Genomic DNA, 23,423 nt, shown 5'->3' with positions numbered 1-23,423 from the left:
ATTCGCTCTCATATGAGCCGATTGCGATAATAATGGAGCTACCTGTGAACCGACTGGGACCCGAACCGGAGCTTTCCAAGCGAATGTTGCGTCGAGAGCTCCTCCTGGTGAGGAACGGGTTGACGCCGGATGACGTCCGGAAGACAACGGACGCCCTTGCCGTCCGGGCCCTCGATCTGCCCGAGCTGGCGCACGCGCGCACCGTGGCGGCGTACGTCTCCGTCGGGAGCGAGCCCGGCACCCACGCGCTCCTCGACGCGCTGCGCACGCGGGGCGTGCGCGTCCTGCTGCCGGTGCTGCTCCCCGACAACGACCTGGACTGGGGCGCCTACGAGGGAGAGGCCTCCGTCGCGCGCGTGCGGCACGGCGGCGGCCGGATGGCCCTCCTCGAACCCGTGGGTGAGCGGCTCGGCCCGGAGGCGGTGACCACCGCCGACGTCGTCCTGCTCCCCGGCCTGGCCGTCGACGCGCGCGGGATGCGTCTCGGCCGCGGCGGCGGCTCCTACGACCGGGTCCTGGCCCGTCTGGAGCGGGCGGGCACCGACCCGGCGCTGGTGGTGTTGCTGTACGACAAGGAGGTCGTGGACCGGGTGCCGGACGAGGAGCACGACCGCCCGGTGCACGCGGTGGTGACCCCTTCGGGAGTACGCCGGTTCCGGTGACCCGGACGAGAAAAGCGGCCCCCACGCGTGCGTGGGGGCCGCTTTTCTCGTGATCAGGCGCAGGTCACAGGCGCAGGTCACGATCTCGCGTTCAGGCGCGGGTCACGGTTTCAAAAGCAGCGTGTCGCTCGTGTGCGCGTCGACCGCCTTGTCCGAGAACGACCAGGTCAGCAACTCGCCCTTGACCCATTTCTCGGTCTGGTCGGTGTAGTGCGCGTTGTACGCGTGCCCGGAGGCGCCGGTGAGGTTGATCCACTTGGACTTGTCGAGGTTCCCGAGGTTCACCACCATGCGCATGGAGGGCACCCAGACGACCTCGTAGCCGCCCGCCGCGTTCCAGCCGGTGGCGTTGACCGTGGCCTCGCCGCCGCCGAGCTTCCAGGGGCCGCGGTTGAGCATGTACTTCAGGAAACCGGGGCCCTCGGTGCCGAGGGTCTGGTTCTTCAGGAACAGGCGGTGCAGCCGGCCCCAGCTCCAGGTGTCGATGTCCTTGCCGAGCTTGGCAGTGAGCTCCCAACGGGCGTCCCGCATGGCCCGCTCGAAGAGTTCGTCACGGGTGTCGACGGCCTTCTGGGTGCGGGTCTTCGGCGTGGACCACCAGTCGTTGTCCTGGTCGTCGATGATCCGGCGGACCACCTCGAACCAGCGGTCGCCGCCGTCCGGCTGCGCCTGGTCCGCGTCGCGCCTGCCGCACTCACGCACCCGCTGGTCCTCGTCGGCGGGGCCGGTGGTGTCGACGGGCTCGACCGACAGGCACTGGCCCTCGACGCGCAGTTCCTTGGGCAGCTTGTTGCCGAAGGCGAGCTTGAGGATGTTGCGCCAGACCGAGTTGAAGTACGCGGCGGCCGCCGAGTCGGCGTCCTGGGTGTAGTCCCAGCCCTCCAGGAGCTTCTGCGCCTGGCGGACGTGCGGGTCCTCCACGTCGATCTTGAGCAGCAGCGGGACCAGCAGCTTGGCGATCTCACTGCTGTTGTCCATCTGCATCTGGCGCATGTCGTCGGTGGAGATCTTGCCGCCACCCTTGATCTTCGACTCGATGAGGCTGGTGATCCGCTGCGCGCGCGTGCCGTAGCCCCAGTCCCTGGTCAGCGTGTACGGGTAGTCCTTGCCGACGACCGCCTGGTTGGCGGTGACGATGTAGCCGCGCTCCGGGTTGTACTCCCAGGGCAGTTCGTCCTGGTCGATGTAGCCGTCCCAGCGGTAGGCGGCGTCCCAGCCCGGCGCCGGCACCGAGCCGTCGCCCTTGCCGCGGGTGGGGATCTTGCCGGGGAGCTGGTAGCCGATGTCGCCCTCGGTGTCGGCGTAGATCAGGTTCTGCGAGGGGACGTCGAACAGGGCGGCGGCCTCGCGGAAGTCGTCCCAGTCCTTGGCCTTGTTCATCGCGAAGACGGCGTCCATGGAGGTGCCGGGGTCGAGCGCGGTCCAGCGCAGCGCGATGCCGTAGCCGTCACCGCGGTCGGGGGCGTCCTGGTCGACGGTGGCCTTCTTGCCGACCTGGACGAGTTCGTCGTTGCGGTCGGAGAGCAGGGGGCCGTTGTTGGTGGTGCGGACGACGATCTTCTTGGCGGTGCCGCCGGCGACCTCGATGGTCTCCTCGCGGGTGTCGAAGGGGAGCACCTTGCGGCCGAACTCGTAGCCGTCGCCGGTGAGCTTCTCCAGGTAGAGGTCGGTGACGTCGACGCCGGAGTTGGTCATGCCCCAGGCGATGTCCGCGTTGTGGCCGATTATCACGCCGGGCATGCCCGAGAAGGTGTAGCCGGAGACGTCGTACCGGCACTTCTCGGAGACGGGCTTGCAGTGCAGGCCCATCTGGTACCAGACCGACGGCAGCGAGGCCGACAGGTGCGGGTCGTTGGCGAGCAGCGGCTTGCCGGTGATCGTGTGGCTGCCGGAGACGACCCAGGAGTTGGATCCGATGCCGTTGCCGTTCACACCGACGGCCTCGGGCAGGTCCTCCAGGACCTTGTAGAGACCGTCCAGCTGGGTCGTGAGGGCCGAGCCGTCCGTGGAGGTGGCGGTACCCACGCCCGTTCCCGTGCCGCCGGTGCTCTGGGTGGAGCCGCCCGCGCTCTGGGTGGAGCCGCCCGTGCCCTGCGTCGATCCGGACCCGTCCGACCAGGTCTTGGTGAGCGCGTCGTACTCGCCCTCCTGCACGATCGCCTTGTTGCGGTCGTACGGGTACTGCGGGTAGAGGTCGGCGATCTGCTTGGGGCCGAGGCGGCTGGTCATCAGGGCGCGGTCGATCTCGTCCTGCATGTTGCCGCGCAGGTCCCACGCCATCGCCTTCAGCCAGGCGACCGAGTCGACCGGGGTCCACTCCTCGGGCTTGTAGTCGTTGGCGAAGCCGAGGGCCGCGTACTCCAGGGAGATCTCGTCGCCGCTCTTGCCGGCCAGGTAGGCGTTGACACCCTTGGCGTACGCGTCGAGGTACTTCTTCGTCTCGGGCGAGAGCGTCTTGTCGTACTCCTGCTGGGCGATCCGGTGCCAGCCGAGGGTGCGCAGGAACTCGTCGTTGTCGACCTGGCCCTCGCCGAACATCTCCGAGAGGCGGCCGGCCGTCATGTGGCGGCGCACATCCATCTCGTAGAACCGGTCCTGCGCCTGGACGAAGCCCTGCGCCATGAACAGGTCCTCGTCGGAGGAGGCGTAGATCTGCGGGATCCCGTTGCCGTCGCGCTTGACGTCGACCGGTCCGCTGAGACCCTCCAGGGCTATCGAGCCCTTGGTCTGCGGGAAGGAGGCACGCACGGTGGAGATGGACCAGAACGCCCCGTAGCCGACGCCACCGATGATGGCCAGGACCAGGACGATCAGGAGAAGGCGGACTTTACGCCCCTTCTTCCTGCCGGACTTGCCGGACTGCTGGCCGGAGGAGGCGGTGGTGTCGGTGGGCATCGCTGTCCTTGCTGTCCTAACACGAGCGGCAGGTCGGGCTGTGCATGTACTGAACGCTGGAGCAACCATAGGCGCAGGGCCCGACGCGACTTGACGCGGAGTCGGGAACTGGCACGGACGGCCGTTCGATCTTGCCCACGGAAGCGTCAAGAAATCGTCAAGAGTTAGGTAAGGTAACGAAGTACTTGCACTGACGTAACCGCAACCGCACGGTTTCCGTGATCGGCTTCGCCTGCCCACACACGCGCGCGTGCCCGCATCCAGTGCTCGGCACCCCACACTCGGAAACACACGTGCGGTTCGGCGAGAAAGGTACGGCCCTCTGACTGTCCACGACCTCAACCAGCTCCTGCTCGTCTGCTCGATCGTCCTGCTGGTCGCGGTAGCCGCGGTCCGGATCTCGTCGCGCAGCGGGCTCCCCAGCCTGCTCGTCTACCTGGGCATAGGTATCGCCATGGGCCAGGACGGCATCGGCGACATCCACTTCAACAACGCCGAACTGACCCAGGTCATCGGCTACGCGGCCCTCGTCGTGATCCTGGCGGAGGGTGGCCTCGGCACGAAGTGGAAGGAGGTCGAGCCGGCCCTGCCGGCCGCCAGCTCACTGGCGCTGGTCGGAGTCGCGGCGAGCGTCGGCGTCACAGCCGCCGGCGCGCACTATCTGATCGGGCTGGAGTGGCGACAGGCACTCATCATCGGAGCGGTGGTGTCCTCCACGGACGCGGCGGCCGTCTTCTCCGTGCTGCGCAAGATCCCCCTCCCCGCCCGCGTGACGGGCACCCTGGAGGCCGAGTCCGGCTTCAACGACGCCCCGGTGGTCATCCTCGTCGCCGCGCTCTCCACGGCCGGCCCCGTCGAACACTGGTACGTCCTGATCGGTGAGATAACCCTGGAGCTGGCGATCGGCGCGGCCATCGGCCTCGCGGTGGGCTGGCTGGGTTCCTGGGGCCTCAGGCACGTGGCCCTGCCCGCCTCCGGCCTCTACCCGATCGCCGTCATGGCCATCGCCGTCGCCGCGTACGCGGCCGGCGCGCTCGCCCACGGCAGCGGATTCCTCGCCGTCTACCTGGCCTCCATGGTCCTCGGCAACGCCAAGCTGCCGCACTGGCCGGCCACCCGCGGCTTCGCCGAGGGGGTCGGCTGGATCGCCCAGATCGGCATGTTCGTCCTGCTCGGCCTGCTCGTCACCCCGCACGAGATGGGCGACGACATCTGGCCCGCGCTCGTCATCGGCCTGGTGCTGACCATGGTGGCGCGGCCGGTCAGCGTCATCGTCGCGCTGCTGCCGTTCCGGGTGCCGTGGCGCGAGCAGGCGCTGCTCTCGTGGGCCGGACTGCGCGGCGCGGTGCCCATCATTCTGGCGACGATCCCCATGGTGAGCGGCGTGGAGGGCAGCCGCCGCATCTTCAACATCGTCTTCGTGCTGGTCGTCGTCTACACCCTCGTCCAGGGACCGACGCTGCCATGGCTGGCCCGCAAACTGCGCCTGGGCGGCTCCGGGGACGAGGCCGCCGACCTCGGCATCGAATCGGCGCCCCTGGAGCGGCTGCGCGGCCATCTGCTGTCCGTCGCCATCCCCGAGAAGTCCCGCATGCACGGCGTCGAGGTCAACGAACTGCGCCTCCCCGCGGGCGCCGCCGTCACCCTCGTCGTCCGCGACGGCACGTCCTTCGTGCCCCTGCCGAGCACGGTGCTGCGACGTGGCGACGAACTGCTCGTCGTCGCCACGGACCCCGTCCGTGACCAGGCGGAACGCCGTCTGCGGGCCGTCGGCCAGGGCGGCAAGCTGGCGGACTGGCTGGGGACGGGGAACGGGAACGGCGGGTCCCGTCGTTGAAGGAGCGTTTCCGTACCGTTCACACCCTCTGGAATCGGGGGCACGGGCGGCCACGGTGCTCATCTTCACAGGTGGCCCGGCCGTTCCCCCTGTACGATGAAGGCGCACTTGATCGGACCAACTCTGCCTGACGCAGAGCTGGCGCGACCGTATGGCGGCCGGAACACCCCCTCACCGCGGGCCCGGCATCTACCGCAGTAGCGCAAGAGGACAGCTCTCGGCGCCCGATCCCCGTCGCCGGGGGCCGCGCTACCAGGTGGCGGAAAGGCACGGCCGTGGCGTCCACGGTCACCTCGAACAGCTTGAACAGCTTGAAGACGTCCCGCCCGGGTTACGGGCAGCTGCTGCGCACCCGCGGCGCCTGGACGTTCCTCCTCCCCGGTTTCGCGGCCCGCCAGCCGTTCGCGATGCTGACCCTCTCCATCGTGCTGCTGGTCCAGCACACCACCGGCTCGTACGGGGCGGCCGGCGCCGTGGCCGCCGTGACCGGTGTCTCCATGGCGCTGTTCGCCCCGTACAGCGGCCGTCTGGCCGACCGCCACGGCCAGCGCGCCGTCCTCGTCCCCGGCGTTCTCGTGCACGGGGCGGCGGGTCTCTCGCTGACGGCGCTGGCGCTCGCGGACGCCCCCCTGTGGGCGCTCTTCGCCGCCGCCGTGCCGACGGGCGCCTCGGTGCCGCAGATCGGCCCCATGGTGCGGGCCCGCTGGGGCGTCAAGCTCAAAAACTCGCCCCTGACGAGCACCGCGGCCGCCTTCGAGTCCGTCACCGACGAGCTGACCTTCGTCCTCGGCCCACTGCTGGCGACCGCGCTGTGCACCGCCGTCCACCCGGCCGCCGGCCTGGTCACCGAGGCCGCGCTCACCCTGATCGGCGGCCTGCTGTTCGCCGCGCAGCGCGGCACGCAGCCCGAGGTGGTCTCCGTGGCACGCGCGCGCGTGGAGCGCGTCTCCGCGCTGTCCGTCCCCGGAGTACGCGTCCTGATCGTCACCTTCCTGGGCATCGGTTCCGTCTTCGGCGGCATGCAGGTCTCGCTCGCCGCCTTCTCCGAGTCGATAGGCGAGCCCGGCCTGAACGGTGTCCTGTACGGCGTGTTCGCGGCCGGCAACATGCTCGCCGGCCTCGTCTGCGGCGCGATCGCCTGGAAGTCGACCCCGCGGCGGCGCCTGATCGCCGGCTACTCGGCCCTCGCGCTGGTGGCCTGCGCCCTGTGGACCGCCGACTCGGTGCCGGTCCTCGCCGGGCTCGGCCTGCTGGTCGGCATGTGCATCGCGCCCGCCCTGATCACCGGTTACACCCTCGTCGACTCGCTGGTCCCGTCCGGTGCCCGCACCGAGGCCTTCACCTGGCTCACCGGAGCGGTCGCCCTCGGCCAGGCGGCGGCCGTCACGGCCGCCGGTCAGCTGGAGGACCGGCTGTGGACCGGCGCCGGGTTCCTGGTGCCGGCGGCCGGTACGACACTGGCCCTGACGACCCTGTTGGCGCTGCGTACGCGGCTGGTGGGCAACCCCCGCAGCCGTACCGTCGCGCGTGTCGTCGGTCACCGAGTGCCGGTGACAGTGGACTGATACCCGGGGAATAGGTCACTATGGACCGTCGTTAGCACTCATCGAGTGAGAGTGCCAGGAGGAAGACCAGTGCCGACGTACCAGTACCAGTGCACCGAATGCGGTGAGGGCCTCGAAGCGGTGCAGAAGTTCACCGACGACGCCCTGACCGAGTGCCCCAGCTGCGAGGGACGCCTCAAGAAGGTGTTCTCAGCGGTCGGCATCGTCTTCAAGGGCTCCGGTTTCTACCGGAACGACAGCCGTGGCTCGTCGTCGAGCAGCAGCCCGGCGTCGGCCGCGTCGAAGTCCTCCTCGTCCTCGTCGGACGCGAAGTCCTCGACCTCGTCGTCTTCGTCGTCTTCGTCGTCCTCCGACTCGAAGCCGTCCTCCTCGGGTTCTTCCTCTTCCTCCACCAGCAGCACGTCGGCCGCATAGCACCGGCTGCCGCTCCGCGTGGCACTTCCGCCCGGCCGTCCAGCGGTTTCGCACGGCCGGGTGGCGCTCTCGCCGGCCGAGTGCCGGTATAGCCGACGTGTGGCACCACCGCTTCTGGACCCTGCCGTCGTGACGAAGACCGGCGGGGTCTTTGGCGTTTTCCCGGCCCGGTTAGGGTGCGGGCATGGCGAACAGGGCGCATGCGGAGAACGTGACGGGGCCGGCGGTCGAGGCGGAGGAGGGCGCGGGCCTGGCCGAGATCGGCGTCATAGGGGGCTCCGGCTTCTACTCCTTCCTCGACGACGTGACCGAGATACAGGTCGACACCCCCTACGGGTCGCCTAGCGACTCCCTCTTCCTCGGGGAGATCGCCGGCCGCCGGGTCGCCTTCCTCCCCCGCCACGGCCGCGCCCATCACCTGCCACCGCACCGCATCAACTACCGCGCCAACCTGTGGGCCCTTCGCGCCGTGGGCGCACGCCAGGTGCTCGGCCCGTGCGCGGTGGGCGGCCTGCGACCGGAGTACGGACCGGGCACGCTCCTCGTCCCTGACCAACTGGTGGACCGTACGAAGTCCCGCACCCAGACGTACTTCGACGGCCTCCCGCTGCCCGGCGGCGCCGTCCCCAACGTCGTCCATGTCTCGCTCGCCGACCCCTACTGCCCCGTCGCACGCGAGGCCGCCCTGGAAGCGGCGCGGGGGCGCGACTGGGAACCGGTGGACGGCGGCACCCTCGTCGTGGTCGAGGGCCCCCGTTTCTCGACTCGCGCCGAGTCCCTGTGGCACCAGGCCCAGGGCTGGTCCGTCGTCGGCATGACCGGCCATCCGGAGGCCATCCTCGCCCGCGAACTGGAGTTGTGCTACACCTCGCTGACCCTCGTCACCGACCTCGACGCCGGCGCCGAAACGGGCGACGGCGTCTCCCACGAGGAAGTCCTCCAGGTCTTCGCCGCCAACATCGACCGCCTCCGAGGCGTCCTCTTCGACACGGTGGCCGCGCTACCGCCGAACGACACGCGTGACTGCCTGTGCACGAAGGCACTGGGCGGAATGGCCCCGGGCTTCGACCTGCCCTGACCGAAGCGGCGTCGAGCCCTTGGCCGATCGAGGAAGGCCTCACCTTCTCCCGGCCCGCGCATCAGAGGACGGGGGCCGACTCCTTTCAACCCGCCACACTTGAAGACGCCCCCGACCACCACCCTCACCCGCCACACTTGAGGACGAGCCCCACGACCACCCTCACCCGCCACACTTGGGGACGAGCCCGCCATCTTCAGCCCGTCCGGCGTTTGAGGACGAGCCCCGTAGGGCGATGACGGGGGTCTGGGGGCGGAGCCCCCAGGGGGCGGTCCGGGGTCGAAGGGGCAGCGCCCCTGGGATGGGACGGGCAGGGGCGGCGGGGGCGGAACTCCCCGTTCGAGTGTCGAAGTTATCCACAACCGGCAAGTAGTCCACCGCCCTCAACACACCCCACCACAAACCCTCATCGTGGGACCGCAAGCCGATCTCACACAGCAGGTGGTGGCCCCATGTCCCGTCCCTCATCCACCCCCACGTCCGCACCCACGTCCACAGCCAGGCCCGCGCCCCCGTACGCGCACCCATACTCGTCCGCCCTCACATCCACATACTCGTCCAGCCCTCAACACCCCTTCCCCCGCCTCCCCACCTGGGCCGCCGGCCCACCCGGCACCGACGCCCCACCCACCTGCGAGGTCCCCCACTTCGCCCCCCTACGCGTACGCGGCGGCACCCACCGTCTCCGCCGCCTCGCCCGCTGCCGAAGGCGAGCCATCGCGGCAGGCCTGGCGATGACGGCGGCCGCCCTGTTGGCGACGGGAGCGAGCCCGAGTGAAGCCGAACGGGTCAGGGGTCACCCCGTGGCCGACCCCGTTCCCGAGCGCCGCCCCACCCCGGCCGACACGGTCACCGCCCCCGTACGTATCGCCGACGCCGCGACGGTACGACTACTGCGCCCCGGCGACCGCGTCGACGTGATCGCCGCCGAGGACTCCGCCACAGGTGTCGGCGCCGACACCGACACCGCACGGATCGTCGCCCACGGCGCCCGCGTGTCCGAGGTGCCGACCGCGAGCGCCACCGAAAGCGGAGCCCTGGTCGTCCTGACCGTCCCCCGCCGCACGGCGGCCCGACTGGCCGGCGCGGGCGCCACATCCCGTTTGGCGGTGACCCTGTGGTGACGTCGAGTCCCACGTTGGAGCGCCCCGACTGGACACCCGGGCCACACCCTCACGTAGGTTGCGGAGTCGTTTGTTCCACAACCAGCTGTTCCACAACCAGCGCAGAGGGGCCTTGTGGTGAGCACGAAGAAGAAGCCGAGCGTCTGGGAGGGCTTCAAGGCCTTCCTGATGCGGGGGAACGTTGTCGACCTGGCTGTCGCCGTGGTCATCGGCGCGGCCTTCACGAACATCGTCAACTCGGTGGTGAAGGGGGTCATCAGCCCGCTGGTGGGGGCGTTCGGGACGAAGAACCTCGATCAGTACCGCTCGTGTCTGAAGGACCCCTGCGAGGTGGCGGCGGACGGAACGGTCACCGACGGCGTCGCGATTCTCTGGGGCACGGTCCTCAACGCGACCCTCACCTTCCTCATCACCGCGGCCGTCGTCTACTTTCTGATGGTCCTGCCCATGGCCAAGTACCTGGCCCGCCAGGAGGCCCGCCGCAAGGCGAAGGAAGGCGCCCACGAGGTCATAGAGGTGACCGAGCTGGAGGTGCTCAAGGAGATCCGCGACGCCCTGGTGGCCCAGCGCGGCTCGGGCCACGACCGCGAGTAACGGCAGTCGAGGCCTTCGGCGGCGGTGTCAGATGTGGTGGGGCGGCTTCTCGTCGAGGAAGCGCTTGAGGTCGGCCGCGCTGTCGCCGCCGTCGCCGGGCCGCTCGCCCCACCCGTGGTCCGTGTCGTCGGACGACGGCCGGCTCAGCGGGTCGTCGAAGACCAGCGCGGCCTTGGGGTCACGCGGTTCGGGGGCAGGAGCGGTACTCATGCCTCCAGAGTACGGCCCCCGCCGCGGACACCGTCCGTGCCCGCCACACACCCGCACACCCCTTTGCCCGCACACCCCCGACAACCCAGGCCACTCCCCCGCCTCCGACCCGTCCGCGCGCTCCCCCGACCCACAGGGAGTGACGCTCACCGCCCGCCACCACGGCATGCCGAGTGCCACGGACCCCCGAGGGACCCATGACAGTTGACGCTCTGACCGATGTCCCCGGCCTGCGGGTCGGCCACGCCACGCGGACGGATGGGGGGTGGCTCACCGGCACGACGGTGGTGCTGGCCCCGGAGGGCGGCGCGGTCGCGGCCGTGGATGTGCGCGGCGGCGGGCCGGGCACCAAGGAGACGGACGCGCTCGACCCGCGGAACCTGGTACAGAAGGTAGAGGCGGTCGTGCTGACCGGCGGCAGCGCGTACGGGCTGGACTCCGCGTCGGGGGTGATGGCCTGGTTGGAGGAGCACGGACGCGGCGTGCGGGTCGGCCCTGCCCCGGCGCATGTCGTGCCGGTCGTGCCGGCCGCCTGCGTCTTCGACCTGGGCAGAGGCGGAGACTTCAGGGCCAGACCCGACGCGGCCACCGGCCGGGCCGCGGTCGAGGCCGCCGCGGGGAGCGGGCTCGGCGCCCCGGTGGCGGAGGGGTGCGTGGGTGCCGGGACGGGCGCGACGGTCGGCCGGCTCAAGGGCGGCATCGGCACCGCGAGCACCGTGCTGGACTCCGGGATCACGGTCGGCGCGCTGGTGGTGGCCAACGCGGCCGGGTCGGTGACGGATCCGGAGACAGGCGTGTTGTACGGGGAGTTGTTCCAGGGGCGTACGGCCCGTCCGGCGCCGGAGGTCCACGCGAGCGCGGGCCGACGGCTCGCCGAGGCCGCCGCGAGGAACCCTCCTCCCCCGCTGAACACCACGCTCGCCGTCGTCGCCACCGACGCCGACCTGACCCGCGCCCAGGCCCAGAAGCTTGCCGGCACGGCGCACGACGGCATCGCCCGCGCCGTACGCCCCGTGCATCTGCTCAACGACGGGGACACGGCGTTCACCCTGGCGACCGGAGCCCGGCCGCTCCCACCATCGGCAGGCCCCCTCGCACTGAACGAACTCCTGGCGGCGGGCGCGGACTTGGTGACCCGGGCGATCGTACGGGCGGTGCGGGCGGCGGAGTCGGTGGACGGGCCGGGCGGAGTGTGGCCGTCGTACGGGGACTTGTACGGAGGACTCGGTTAGGTCCAGCAGAGGTGCCGGGAGGTGATTGTCCCGGTTCTGTCACGTGATGCCCCCGAGCGGGAGACGGGGGGAACCCGCTCGGCAGCCGTTCGCTCTCTCTCCACGTAACGGAGCGGATCACGCAGATCACGTAGACGCGAAGAAGCTGGAGCAGATCGTGACAAGGCCGAAGGTTGCTGTACGGCGTGCGATGGGGGCCTGTGCCGTGCTGGTGGTCGGTGCGCTGACGCTCACCGGCTGCGGCGGGGACGCCCAGGCCGACAACAAGAGCGAGGGGAAGGAGACGTCCGCGAAGGACTCGGCGGCACGGATCACGATCTCGGCGAAGGACGGCGCGACGGACGCGTCCATCAACGCGACCGGCGTGAAGGTCAGCGGCGGCAAGCTGACCGAGGTGACGATGACCGTGTCGGAGGGCGGCGCGGTCGTACCGGGTGAGATAGCGGCGGACGGGCGGTCCTGGAAGCCGAAGGAGCAGTTGGAGCGCGGAACCAAGTACCGGATCTCCGCGACCGCCAAGAACGCGGACGGGAAGACGTCGGCCGCCAACTCCATCTTCACGACCGTCTCGACGGCCAACAGCTTCATCGGGACCTACACCCCGGACAACGGCACCACGGTCGGGGTGGGGATGCCGGTGTCGTTCACCTTCGACAAGGCGATCACGGACCAGAAGGCCGTGCAGTCGCACATCACGGTCACGTCGAGCAGCGGGCAGGAGGTGGTGGGGCACTGGTTCGGAGCGCAGCGGCTCGACTTCCGGCCCGAGGAGTACTGGAAAGCCGGTTCCAAGGTCACCATGAAGATCGACCTGGACGGCGTGGAGGGCGCGAACGGCGTCTACGGCGTGCAGGACAAGACGGTCACCTTCACGGTCGGGCGCTCGCAGGTCTCCACGGTCGACGTGAACACGCAGACCATGACGGTCCAGCGGGACGGGAAGACGCTCAAGACCGTGCCCATCTCGGCGGGCAGCGCGGAGAACCCGACGTACAACGGCCAGATGGTGATCTCGGAGAAGTTCCGGCAGACGCGGATGAACGGGTCGACGGTGGGCTTCGGCGGTGAGTACGACATCGCGGACGTGCCGAACGCGATGCGGCTGACGACATCGGGCACCTTCATCCACGGCAACTACTGGTACAGCAGGTCCAACCCGCCCTTCGGACGGCAGGGCACCAGCCACGGCTGCGTCGGCCTCGCGGATGCCCAGGGGGCGAACGGCGACACCACCGCCAAGTGGTTCTTCGACAACTCGCTCATCGGTGACGTGGTGATCGTCAAGAACTCCCCCGACAAGACGGTCTCACCGGAGAACGGCCTCAACGGCTGGAACATGTCGTGGAGCGACTGGACGGCGGGAAGCGCCATCTGACGTCGCTGTTCCGGGAGTTCGTCGAGCCGCGCGGGAACCGATCGCGCGGCTCCGGCGTTTTAGGGGCGTACGTTTTCTCGGTTCCCGGACATGATGTCCGACCGAGGGGCTACGGTATGCACCCACAAGGTGACATGCAGCAACGCCGGGAGAAACCTTGAGCGTTCCGTACGAGACGGCAGCGTACGAGCCACCCGAGTCGCCCGAGTCTCCTGAGGAGCACCTCGCGCGACTCCTCGGCCGCGCCCTTAACTCCTTCGAGCTGCCCGACGAGACGATAAGGCAGCTCGACTGCGCCCTCGCGCACGACAGCTCGCTGCACTCCGCGCACTACAGTTCGGGGCTGCACCGGGCCACGTATCGGCACACGTGGCTGCTCGCCGACGGCTCCGCCGTCACCCTGTGGGAGCTGGTGCACAACACGGCGCCCGGCAGTGACACCCAGCACGAGGTGTACACGGACGACGAGGAGCTGCGGGCCGCCACCGCGCGGCTGCCGCTGCCGCCGGACGCCCCGGACTTCGAGCTGCCCTCCATGGTGGAGCTGGCGGCTTTCCCCGAACCGCGACATGAGTACGTTCCGGACGACTCGGCGGATCACGCCCGTCGGCTGCTGCGGCGCGCGGAGAACCCGGACCCTCCCGGGGACGAGCTGGCCACGCTACTGCTGCGGACCGCGTTCGCACATGAGATCACCCAGGCCTTCGGCCGCCCGCACCGTCCCGCCCGTCGGGGTCGCCCGGGCCTGAGTTTCTCGCTCTACGAGCACGCTTTCCTGCTCACCGACGGGCAGGAAATCTCCCTCTGGGAGGTCGAGCACACGGCCACACCGGACGGCCGGCACATGTGCGAGGTGTACGCGACGGAGGACGCGGCCAGGGACGCGATGGAAAGACGGGCGGGGACGCTCGGCTGATCCCGACGCTCGCTGCGCTCCGGCGGTCCAGCGGGGGCTGCTCCAGCGGGGGCGGCTCCAGCGGGGGCTGCTCTAGCGGGGGTCGTCGCTGAACTGGCGGGCCAGGAACGCGAAGGCGTCCTGTTCCGCCGGGGTCAGCTCCACGTGCTCCACATGAGGGCCCTTGCGGCGCTGATGGGGCAGGGCCCGCAGGCGCTGGCCACGGCGGCGGGCCACATCGGCGAAGCGGTCTCGGTGGACCTCACGGTCCCGGCGCAGTACGCGGGTGAGCACGGCGACCCAGATGACCGCCGCGACGGCGAGGGCGGCCACGCCCACGAGCTGGAGGATCGACACGTGCTCAGGCATGCCGTCCAGTAGACACCACCGGAGGGGACTTTGAGCCCGGACCGTGACGTATCTCGCAGGTGCGGCTTACACGTCACACGGGTTGTAAAGGATCTCAAACGGGCGCACGGGGCAGAAACGCGGACGGCCGCGGCCCTCTCGCGTGGGAGGGGGCCGCGGCCGACATACGGTCACGGGTTCAGGCCGCGACCGGCTCCTTCGTGTCCGCCTTGGCGGAGGCAGGGGCGGACACGACCGCCGTTCCCGGCTGGGTCTTGCGCATGCCCTTCAGGACGATGACCAGGCCGGCCGTGACCGCCGTACCGATCGCGATGGCCAGCAGGTAGAGGAACGGCTTGCCGATCAGCGGGGTGACCCAGATACCGCCGTGCGGGGCGCGCAGGGTCGAGCCGAAGGCCATGGCCAGCGCGCCGGTGACCGCGCCGCCCGCCATGGAGGCCGGGATGACCCTCAGCGGGTCGGCGGCGGCGAACGGGATCGCGCCCTCGGAGATGAAGGACGCCCCGAGCACCCAGGCCGCCTTGCCGTTCTCGCGCTCGGCGGTGGTGAACAGCTTCTTGCGGATCGTGGTGGCGAGGGCCATGCCCAGCGGCGGGACCATGCCGGCCGCCATGACCGCCGCCATGATCTTCATCGCCGAGTCACTGGGGTCCTGCACGGCGATACCGGCGGTGGCGAAGGCGTAGGCGACCTTGTTGACCGGCCCGCCGAGGTCGAAGCACATCATCAGGCCGAGGAGGACGCCGAGCAGGATCGCGTTGCTGCCGGAGAGGCCGCTCAGCCAGTCCGTCATGCCCTTCTGGGCCTCGGCGATGGGCTTGCCGATCACCACCAGCATCAGGAACCCGACGATCAGCGACGAGATCAGCGGGATCACGACCACCGGCATGACGCCGCGCAACACCGGCGGGATCTTGATCCGCTGAATGCCCAGGACCACGGCACCGGCGATGAGACCGGCGGCCAGACCGCCGAGGAAGCCGGCGTTGATGTTGAAGGCGATCATGCCGCCGACGAAGCCGGGCACCAGACCCGGCCGGTCCGCCATGCCGTAGGCGATGTAACCCGCGAGGACCGGAATCAGGAAGCCGAAGGCGACGCCGCCGATCTGGAACAGCAGCGCGGCCCAGCTGTCGACCTGGAGCCAGTCGAAGTGCTCCGTGACGGGCTTGGCCTTGTTGACCTCCCAGCCGCCGATCGCGAAGCCGAGGGCGATCAGCAGACCACCCGCCGCGACGAACGGGACCATGTAACTCACGCCCGACATCAGCCACTTGCGCAGCTTGGTGCCGTAGCCGTCGCCGGGCTCGCCCGCGCGGTCGACGGGGGTCCCGGGGCCGGCGGCGGCCGTGACCTCGCCGCGCGCCGCCTTCTCCCGCACCTCGGCGATCAGGGCGGCGGGCCGGTTGATGCCGGCCTTCACCCCGACGTCGACGGTGGGCTTCCCGGCGAACCGGTCCTTCTCCCGTACGGGTACGTCGTGGGCGAAGATCACACCGTCGGCGGCGGCGATGACCGCCGGGTCGAGGCGGGTGAAGCCGGCCGACCCCTGCGTCTCGACGACGAGTTCGACGTCACCGGCGTCGCGGCCCGCGTTCTCCAGCGACTCGGCGGCCATGTAGGTGTGCGCGATGCCGGTGGGACACGAGGTGACGGCGACGATACGGAACGGGCGGACGCCCTCGTCGGCCGCCGGGGCGCTGGTGCTGCCCGCGGCGACGTCGGGGGAGGCCGTTCCGCCCGACGCCGCCGCGGAGTCTTCGATTCCCTGGGAGGCCTCCTCGACGGCCTTCTCGACGGTTTCCTCGCCGGTCTCCTCGCTGACGTCCGCGCCGGCGTCTTCGCCGACGTCCTCGCCCCGGATGAGCGCGGCGGCGCGGGCCTCGTCGTCCACCGCGCGGAGCGCGTCCGTGAACTCGGTGTTCATCAGTTGGCGAGCGAGGGAGGAAAGGATCGTGAGGTGGGCGTCGTCCGCGCCCGCCGGGGCGGCGATCAGGAAGATCAGGTCGGCGGGGCCGTCGGGCGCGCCGAAGTCGATGCCGGCCGCGCTGCGCCCGAAGGCGAGAGTCGGCTCGGTGACGTGCTCGCTGCGGCAGTGCGGGATGCCGATGCCGCCGTCGAGACCGGTCGGCATCTGCGCCTCGCGCGCCGCCACATCGGCGAGGAAGCCGTCCAGGTCGGTGACCCGGCCCTTCGCCACCATGCGCTCGGCGAGGGCACGCGCCGCCGCTTCCTTCGTATCGGCGGACAGGTCGAGGTCGACCAGATCCGCGGTGATCATCTCGCTCATCGCGGGCTCCTTCGCACGCGTATCGCCCGGGGGGTGCCAGGGGCGGTGGTGGGGACGGAAGTGTGGGGGGTTGCGGGCCGCTGGGGCCGAGAAGAGGAGGAGGGGAAGGGAACGGCTAACGCAAAACGATGCTTTGTTCGCGTTGCGGGTGCTGGAAGAGCGGGACAGTGCTCTCGCTGGCTGCGAAAACGAAGGTTCTTTTCCGCAGCCACGCCGCCACCGCTCAGGCCGGAGGAATGGCGGCCACTTGCAGCCAGACCCGGTCGCGGAGCCCCGCCACCACAGCTCAGACCGGGCGAGAGCCTGCCGCCAAAACGAAGGTTCGTTCGCGGAGCCCCGCCACCCCCGCCCAATCCGGGCGAGAGCCCGCCGCCAAAACGAAGGTTCGTTCGCGGCCCCACGGCGTCACCCGCCAGGCCCCGCCCACCCCCGCCGCCAAGACGAACGTTCGCTCCGGATCGCCCCCTCACGACACCGGCTCCCTGAGCGCCCGGTCCACCGGCACGTCCCCCGTCACGACCACCGCGGCCGGGGCCAGGTCGGCCGGGGTCGGCATGACGCTGCCCGGCAGTTGGACGGCGGAGGCGCCGTGTGCGACGGCGGAAGCGAGGGCCTCGGGGCCGTTGCCGCCCGCGATGAGGAAGCCGGCGAGGGAAGAGTCGCCCGCGCCGACGTTGCTGCGGACGATGTCGACGCGGGCGTTGCCGAACCAGGCGCCCGAGGCATCCACGAGGATCTGGCCGTCGGCGCCGAGACTGGCGAGGACCGCGCCCGCGCCCATCTCGCGAAGTTCCTCCGCGGCCTTGACGGCGTCGCCGACGGTGACGAGGGGGCGGCCCACGGCTTCGGCGAGTTCCTCGGCGTTGGGTTTGACCACGTCGGGGCGTTCACGGAGCGCGGCGAGGAGGGCCGGGCCGGAGGTGTCGAGCGCGATGCGGGCGCCGGCCGCGTGGGCGCGGGCGACGAGTTCGGCGTACCAGGAGGGGGCGAGGCCGCGCGGGAGGCTGCCGCAGCAGGCGATCCAGGAGGCGTCGGCGGACTGGGCGCGGACGGTGTCCAGGAGGAGTTCCTCCTCGGCGGGCGAGAGCTCCGGGCCCGGCGCGTTGATCTTTGTCAGGACGCCGTCGGCCTCCGCGAGGGCGATGTTGGACCGGGTCGCCCCGGCCACCGCCACCCGTGCGACCTCGATGCCCTGCGCGTCGAGCAGGTCCGCGACCAGCGCGCCCGGCGCTCCGCCGAGCGGCAGGACGGCCACGGTGCGCTGTCCGGCGGCGGCGACCGCGCGGGAGACGTTGACGCCCTTGCCGCCCGGGTCCATGCGTTCACCGGTGGCCCGGATGACCTCACCGCGGGCGAGCGAGGGGACCTCGTACGTGCGGTCGAGGGACGGGTTCGGGGTGACGGTGAGGATCATGAGCGGTCTTTCCGGCCGTTGGCCCGGCTCGCGGCGGAGCCGCTGAGGGGCTCGGTGCTCGTGACACGCAGCACTTCGGTGCCGTCGCGTTCGATGGCGAGGGCGTCTTCGGGGCTCAGCCCGCTGTCGGTGATCAGCAGGTCCACGTCGCTCAGGTCGCCGAACCGGGCGAAGTGTTCCTGGCCGTGCTTGGAGGAGTCGGCGAGCAGCACCACGCGCCGGGCGGCGGTCACCGCAGCCCTCTTCACGGCCGCTTCGGCAAGGTCGGGAGTGGTCAGGCCGTGGCCGAGGGAGAAGCCGTTGGCCGCTACGAAGAGGACGTCCGCGCGGATCTCGCCGTAGGCCCGGAGCGCCCAGGCGTCCACGGCGGCGCGCGTACGGTGGCGGACCCGGCCACCGACCAGGTGGAGTTGGATGCCCGGGTGGTCGGCGAGGCGGGCCGCGATCGGCAGGCTGTGGGTGACCGCCGTGAGCGCGGCTTCCAGGGGGATGGCGGCGGCGAGGCGCGCGATCGTCGTACCGGCGTCGAGGATGACCGTGCCGTCGGCCGGCAGTTCGGCGAGGGCGGCCTGGGCGATGCGGTCCTTCTCGTCGGCCGCCGTGCCCTCGCGCTCGGCGAGGTCGGGCTCGAAATCCAGCCGGCCTGCGGGGATCGCGCCGCCGTGCACCCGCTGGACGAGTCCGGCGCGGTCGAGGGCCTTGAGATCCCGGCGGATCGTCTCCGCCGTGACCTGGAACTCCTCCGCCAGCGACACCACGTCCACCCGGCCGCCGTCACGGGCGAGCCGGAGGATCTCCTGCTGCCGCTCCGGTGCGTACATGTCCGTTCGCCTCCGACCGATGCCCGATTCTGTGGTTTCGATTCGGAGGCTACGCCCGCAGGTCAGGAAAGTAAACAGGTTCGGGCATGACTCGGACACAATCGGGCCCCGAGCAGTAGGAGGCAGCCGCAAAGCCGCCGGTCAAGACACCAACTGCGGCTCACCTTCCGGCTCTTCCGTCGCTGCCGGCTCTTGCGTCGCTGCCGGCATGTGCGTCGCTGCCGGCATCTGCGTCGTCGCTGCCGGCTCTTCCGGCTCTTCCACCGGCCCGGCCGTCCCGTCGTCCACTCCGGAGGGCCTGGCCGGCAGGGCGAACATCAGCAGGAAGATGACGAGCAGGACCGCGGCCACCCAGCCGAGGGCGTACTCGAAGGCATCCACGAAGGCGGAACCGATCTCGGCGGGGAGGAGGTGGTCCTCCATGACACCGAAGAAGACGACGGCGACCAGGCCGAGTCCCAGCGCGTTGCCCATCTGCTGGACCGTGCTGATCAGCCCGGAGGCGGACCCCGCGTGCTCACGCGGAACCTGGGAGAGGATCGCGTCGGTCAGCGGGGCGACGATGAGGCCCATGCCCGCGCCCATCACGACCAGCGGGAGCGCCATCTGCCAGGGGGTGATGGCGAGGCCGTACCGTTCGGACTCCGCCAGGTACAGCAGCACACCGGCCGCCATCAGCAGCGCGCCCGCCTGGAGGACCTTGCGGCCGAAGCGCGGGACGAGCTTCTGGACCGAGATCCCGGCCGCGACCGAGACCGCGAGGGAGAACGGGATACCGGTGAGGCCGGCCCGCAGGACGCTCCAGCCGAGGCCGGTCTGGAGGTAGAGGGTCCAGACGAGGAAGAAGACGCCGAGGGCGATGCCGAAGACGGTCTGGACGGCGATTCCGGCGGCGAAGCTCTTCACCTTGAACAGCGACAGTTCGATCAGCGGGGAACCGTCGCGCGCGCTCTTGCGCCGCTCGTACGCCACCAGCGCGGCGAACACGACCAGCGAGCCGGCCATCGAGACGTGGCCCCACAGCGGCCAGCCCAGCTCATGGCCTCGGGTGAGCGGGTAGAGAAGCATCAGCAGACCGCCGGTGACGAGGGCGACGCCGGCGAGGTCCAGCTTCAGGGCGTGCGGGGCCTTCGACTCGGTGATGAAACGGCGGCCCAGGATCAGGCCCACGACGCCGACCGGGAGGTTGATCAGGAAGATCGCGCGCCATTCGAGGCCGAGCGGGTTCCACTCGATGAGGAGGGCGCCGAGCAGCGGGCCGGAGACCGCGCCGAGGCCCACGATCGCGCCGAACAGCCCGAACACCTTGCCCCGTTCGTGCGCCGGGAAGGTCGCGTGCACGATCGACAGCACCTGCGGGACCATCAGCGCGGCGGTCGCGCCCTGCACGATCCTGGCCGCCACCAGCATCTCCGGGTTCGCCGCGAGACCGCACAGCGCGGAGGCGAGCGTGAAACCGCCGATGCCGAGGAGGAAGATCCGCCTGCGGCCGTGGATGTCGCCGAGCCGGCCGCCGGTGACGAGTCCGGCGGCGAAGGCGAGGGCGTAGCCGGCGGTGATCCACTGGATCTGGCTGAAGGTGGCACCTTCGCCTCGCTGGATGGACGGAATGGCGATGTTGACGATGGTGACGTCGACGAGGTCCATGAAGGCGGCGGTCATGACGACGGCGAGGGCGATCCATCGCCGGCGGTCGGCTCCGCCCGGGGCAAGGTCGAACACCGCCCGGGGGGCTGTCGTGTCGGCGCCGCGGGTGTTCGGCGGCTGGTCGCGCTCACGCGGCGGGGCCGCGGGGGTCACAACCCCACGCCCCTTCGTGGCGCTCGTGTTCGGAGACGGGGGCGGGGGCGGGGACGGGGACGTACCGGGGACGGGCTCGCTTGAGGTCATGTCCTGAAGTTAGGAGTTCACTAGGTCAGATCATGTCCTACAGCTACGGCATCCTCGTTCCATGACGACGACCACAGGGAAACCGCCGACCGGAGAGAGGCGCTCATGACCACCGACACCCCGGGCCGGCTGCTTCAGTTGCTCTCCCTCCTCCAGACCCCCCGTGAGTGGCCCGGCGGCGAACTGGCCGGCCGGCTGGGGGTTTCGCGGCGTACGGTGCGGCGGGACATCGACCGGTTGCGGGAGTTGGGCTATCCGGTGCAGGCGTCGAAGGGGTCCGACGGCGGGTACCGGCTGGTGGCCGGGAAGGCCATGCCACCACTGGTGCTGGACGACGAGGAGGCCGTGGCGATCGCGGTGGGGCTGCGGGCCGGGGCCGGGCACGCGGTGGAGGGGGTCGACGAGGCCTCCGTACGAGCGCTCGCCAAGCTCGAACAGGTGTTGCCGTCGCGGCTGCGCCACCGGGTCTCCACGCTGCAGGCCGCCACGACTCCCCTGACCATGGGCGACGGGGCGACCGTCGCACCCGAGACGCTGACCGTGATGGCCTCGGCGGTGGCGGGACAGGAACGGCTTCGCTTCGCCTACCGGGCCGGCGACGGTGCGGACTCGCGGCGCCACTGCGAGCCGTACCGGCTGGTGTCCACCGGCCGCCGCTGGTATCTCGTCGCTTACGACCTGGACCGCGCCGACTGGCGCACCTTCCGGGTGGACCGGGTCGAGGAACCCTTCGCCACCGGCGCCAGGTTCGCACCGCGCGAGCTGCCGACGGGGAGCGCGGAGGAGTATCTGAAGCAGTCGATGTACCGGCGGCAGGAGACGTACGAGTGCGACGTCACCTTCGCGGCGCCCGCGGAGTTCATCGCGAGCCGGCTTCCGCGCTGGTTCGGCACGCCGGAGCCCGTCGACGAGCACAGCTGCCGGCTGCGGGCCTCCGTCAGCGACCCCGTGGAGTGGCTGGCGGTGCGGCTCGCCGTCGTCGACTGCGACTTCACCGTGCACGAGCCGCCGGAACTGGTCGGCTATGTACGGGAGTTGAGTGCGCGGCTGGCCCGCGCGGCGGGCGGCGCCGACGGCTGAGACTAGGGCCGCCCGGCCCATGACGTGCGGCGACGGCACCTCGGCCCCTGCGGCTGTTCTCGCCTCTGTGCCACAATCTGCTGTTCGGGTCACCCCGGGGTTCAGGTCCGGGGTGGCCCCTTCTTCTGCCCTCACACACTGCCCGCGCTTCCCCGCCCCGACTCCGTCTGCGACGGCCCGGTCCGGCCCGGCCGCTGGACCGCAGACCGCAGCCCCGCTCACCGGCATGGAGCCGGGCTCCGGCGCCCGGGGGGGAGGCGCCGGAGCCCGGCTCGGGGAGAGTCCCGGCGCTGGGGGGAGAGCGTCGGGACTCGGCTTCGGATGACTTCCGTGAAGTCCGGCTGCGATGGCTTCGGTGAAGTCCGGTGGAGGTCGGTGAAGTCAGTCGGGGTTTCGCGTCGTTGCGTGCAGTGCCCTCGACTCCCTCGGACTCCGGGTCCCGGGCCTGAGGGCTCCGGGCTCGGTGAAAGTCGTGGGCCCGGAAGTCTTGTGCCCCGGGAACGAGGGGTTGAAGCGGCGTAGTACGGCCAAGGTGTGGCTGACGGGCGCCGGTACGCCCGACCGGCCCCCGCGGCGGCCCAGGGGGCGGGCCGCACGGGTGGCCATGGTCTGTACCGGACTGGTCCGGCGGGTCACGCGGTCAGGCGGCGGCGTCGAAGCCTGTGTCGCGGGCGAGCTTCTTCAGTTCGAGCAGGGCGTGCTTCTCGATCTGGCGGATCCGCTCACGGGTGAGACCGTGTTCCTTGCCGACCTCGGTGAGGGTGCGCTCGCGGCCGTCCTCGATGCCGTACCGCATCTTGATGATGGACGCGGTGCGCTGGTCGAGGCGCCCGATGAGGCTGTCCAGCTCCTCGCTGCGCAGCAGCGTGAGCACGGACTGCTCGGGCGAGACGGCAGAGGTGTCCTCCAGCAGGTCACCGAACTGGGTGTCACCGTCGTCGTCGACCGACATGTTGAGCGAGACCGGGTCGCGGGCCCAGTCGAGGACGTCACTGACGCGTTCGGCGTTGGAGCCCAGCTCGGCGGCGATCTCCTGGGGCTCGGGGTCGCGCCCGTGCTCCCGGTTGAACTCGCGCTGGACGCGGCGGATGCGGCCCAGCTCCTCGACGAGGTGGACGGGCAGCCGGATGGTGCGCGACTGGTCGGCTATGGACCGGGTGATGGCCTGACGGATCCACCAGGTGGCGTACGTGGAGAACTTGAAGCCCTTGCGGTAGTCGAACTTCTCCACCGCGCGCACCAGGCCGGCGTTGCCCTCCTGGATGAGGTCGAGGAGCGGCAGGCCGCTGCGCGGGTAGCGCCGGGCCACGGCCACGACGAGCCGCAGGTTCGACCGGATGAAGATGTCCTTGGCCCGCTCGCTGTCGGCGACGAGGGCTTCGAGTTCTTCGCGGGTGGCGTCCGCCCTGGCCTCCTCCTCACCGTCGAGGATCTGCTGGGCGAACACTCCCGCCTCGATGACCTGGGACAGCTCGACTTCCTTGGCGGCGTCGAGCAGCGGTGTACGCGCGATCTCGTCGAGGTACATGCCGACCAGGTCGCGGTCGGCGATCTCGCCGCCAGAGGCGCGAACGCTGCGAGCCGCGTCGGTCCGGCCGGAGGCGGACGAACGACGAGCGGCGACGGCACGGGTTGCCATGCGTGCTCCCTTGCGATGGTGGGCTGGCAGGGTCGTGTC

At 70.7% G+C, this 23,423-nt stretch carries 19 protein-coding genes; 11 read left to right on the top strand and 8 right to left on the bottom strand.

All coding sequences use genetic code 11. The features are described from left to right. The first annotated feature begins 32 nt into the window (after positions 1-32). Positions 33-662 carry a 5-formyltetrahydrofolate cyclo-ligase gene (locus ACFY9I_RS11590; RefSeq protein ID WP_390999875.1) on the top strand — a complete coding sequence of 210 codons (630 nt, stop codon included), beginning with the start codon at positions 33-35 and terminating at the stop codon, positions 660-662. A 102-nt stretch (positions 663-764) separates the two neighbouring features. Here the strand turns inward: ACFY9I_RS11590 and ACFY9I_RS11585 are convergent, their stop codons facing one another. After that, positions 765-3,557, bottom strand: coding sequence for a penicillin acylase family protein (locus ACFY9I_RS11585; protein WP_390999873.1), 2,793 nt, complete (start codon positions 3,555-3,557; stop codon positions 765-767). A gap of 250 nt (positions 3,558-3,807) precedes the next feature. On the opposite strand from ACFY9I_RS11585, the gene ACFY9I_RS11580 reads away from it, so the two are divergent. The 6 genes from ACFY9I_RS11580 (at position 3,808) to mscL (ending at position 10,169) form a co-directional block, all read left to right on the top strand. Continuing rightward, positions 3,808-5,394 carry a potassium/proton antiporter gene (locus ACFY9I_RS11580; RefSeq protein ID WP_390999870.1) on the top strand — a complete coding sequence of 529 codons (1,587 nt, stop codon included), beginning with the start codon at positions 3,808-3,810 and terminating at the stop codon, positions 5,392-5,394. Between the two features lie 275 nt (positions 5,395-5,669). Further along, entirely contained in the window at positions 5,670-6,959 is a 1,290-nt protein-coding gene (locus tag ACFY9I_RS11575) for an MFS transporter (protein WP_390999867.1), read from the top strand. 69 nt (positions 6,960-7,028) lie between these two features. Next, positions 7,029-7,373, top strand: coding sequence for an FmdB family zinc ribbon protein (locus ACFY9I_RS11570; RefSeq protein WP_390999864.1), 345 nt, complete (start codon positions 7,029-7,031; stop codon positions 7,371-7,373). A 184-nt stretch (positions 7,374-7,557) separates the two neighbouring features. Next, positions 7,558-8,451: an S-methyl-5'-thioadenosine phosphorylase gene (locus ACFY9I_RS11565; protein ID WP_390999862.1), complete on the top strand. Its 894-nt coding sequence runs from the start codon at positions 7,558-7,560 to the stop codon at positions 8,449-8,451. 452 nt (positions 8,452-8,903) lie between these two features. Then, positions 8,904-9,575 carry a hypothetical protein gene (locus ACFY9I_RS11560; RefSeq protein WP_390999860.1) on the top strand — a complete coding sequence of 224 codons (672 nt, stop codon included), beginning with the start codon at positions 8,904-8,906 and terminating at the stop codon, positions 9,573-9,575. 117 nt (positions 9,576-9,692) lie between these two features. Further along, the gene (mscL, locus tag ACFY9I_RS11555; protein ID WP_390999857.1) at positions 9,693-10,169 is read left to right on the top strand and encodes a large conductance mechanosensitive channel protein MscL; all 477 of its coding nucleotides are present in this window, start codon (positions 9,693-9,695) and stop codon (positions 10,167-10,169) included. A 27-nt stretch (positions 10,170-10,196) separates the two neighbouring features. Here mscL and ACFY9I_RS11550 read toward each other — a convergent pair whose 3' ends face one another. Continuing rightward, entirely contained in the window at positions 10,197-10,379 is a 183-nt protein-coding gene (locus tag ACFY9I_RS11550; RefSeq protein WP_390999855.1) for a hypothetical protein, read from the bottom strand. Between the two features lie 197 nt (positions 10,380-10,576). Here ACFY9I_RS11550 and ACFY9I_RS11545 point away from each other — a divergent pair, with 197 nt between their 5' ends. From ACFY9I_RS11545 to ACFY9I_RS11535, 3 genes are all read left to right on the top strand, one after another. Continuing rightward, on the top strand, positions 10,577-11,611 hold the full coding sequence (locus ACFY9I_RS11545) for a P1 family peptidase (RefSeq protein WP_390999852.1): 1,035 nt from the start codon (positions 10,577-10,579) through the stop codon (positions 11,609-11,611). A gap of 157 nt (positions 11,612-11,768) precedes the next feature. Then, positions 11,769-12,986: an Ig-like domain-containing protein gene (locus ACFY9I_RS11540; RefSeq protein WP_390999849.1), complete on the top strand. Its 1,218-nt coding sequence runs from the start codon at positions 11,769-11,771 to the stop codon at positions 12,984-12,986. Between the two features lie 157 nt (positions 12,987-13,143). Next, complete coding sequence (locus ACFY9I_RS11535; protein WP_390999846.1) at positions 13,144-13,902, top strand: DUF6227 family protein; 759 nt, start codon at positions 13,144-13,146, stop codon at positions 13,900-13,902. 72 nt (positions 13,903-13,974) lie between these two features. Here the strand turns inward: ACFY9I_RS11535 and ACFY9I_RS11530 are convergent, their stop codons facing one another. The 5 genes from ACFY9I_RS11530 to ACFY9I_RS11510 form a co-directional block, all read right to left on the bottom strand. Then, positions 13,975-14,250, bottom strand: a complete 276-nt coding sequence (locus ACFY9I_RS11530; RefSeq protein WP_390999843.1) for a hypothetical protein — start codon at positions 14,248-14,250, stop codon at positions 13,975-13,977. 178 nt (positions 14,251-14,428) lie between these two features. After that, the gene (locus tag ACFY9I_RS11525) at positions 14,429-16,540 is read right to left on the bottom strand and encodes a fructose-specific PTS transporter subunit EIIC (protein WP_390999841.1); all 2,112 of its coding nucleotides are present in this window, start codon (positions 16,538-16,540) and stop codon (positions 14,429-14,431) included. 466 nt (positions 16,541-17,006) lie between these two features. Beyond that, positions 17,007-17,954: a 1-phosphofructokinase gene (gene pfkB / locus ACFY9I_RS11520; protein ID WP_390999838.1), complete on the bottom strand. Its 948-nt coding sequence runs from the start codon at positions 17,952-17,954 to the stop codon at positions 17,007-17,009. Continuing rightward, a complete protein-coding gene (locus tag ACFY9I_RS11515) occupies positions 17,951-18,775 on the bottom strand; it encodes a DeoR family transcriptional regulator (protein WP_390999836.1) in 825 nt (274 codons plus the stop codon). The genes pfkB and ACFY9I_RS11515 overlap by 4 nt, the downstream gene beginning before the upstream one ends. Positions 18,776-18,916: 141 nt before the next feature. Beyond that, on the bottom strand, positions 18,917-20,437 hold the full coding sequence (locus ACFY9I_RS11510; RefSeq protein ID WP_391000386.1) for a DHA2 family efflux MFS transporter permease subunit: 1,521 nt from the start codon (positions 20,435-20,437) through the stop codon (positions 18,917-18,919). 333 nt (positions 20,438-20,770) lie between these two features. Here ACFY9I_RS11510 and ACFY9I_RS11505 point away from each other — a divergent pair, with 333 nt between their 5' ends. Next, a complete protein-coding gene (locus ACFY9I_RS11505) occupies positions 20,771-21,745 on the top strand; it encodes a WYL domain-containing protein (protein ID WP_390999834.1) in 975 nt (324 codons plus the stop codon). Positions 21,746-22,385: 640 nt separating this feature from the next. Here ACFY9I_RS11505 and ACFY9I_RS11500 read toward each other — a convergent pair. Next, positions 22,386-23,384 carry a sigma-70 family RNA polymerase sigma factor gene (locus tag ACFY9I_RS11500; protein ID WP_390999831.1) on the bottom strand — a complete coding sequence of 333 codons (999 nt, stop codon included), beginning with the start codon at positions 23,382-23,384 and terminating at the stop codon, positions 22,386-22,388. Positions 23,385-23,423: the final 39 nt, after the last annotated feature.

It is taken from the genome of Streptomyces sp. NPDC012510 (assembly GCF_042955065.1).
In the GTDB taxonomy this organism is placed as follows: domain Bacteria; phylum Actinomycetota; class Actinomycetes; order Streptomycetales; family Streptomycetaceae; genus Streptomyces.
The sequence above is the reverse complement of the archived record's forward strand: the minus strand, read 5'-3'. Positions and strand labels throughout refer to the sequence as shown.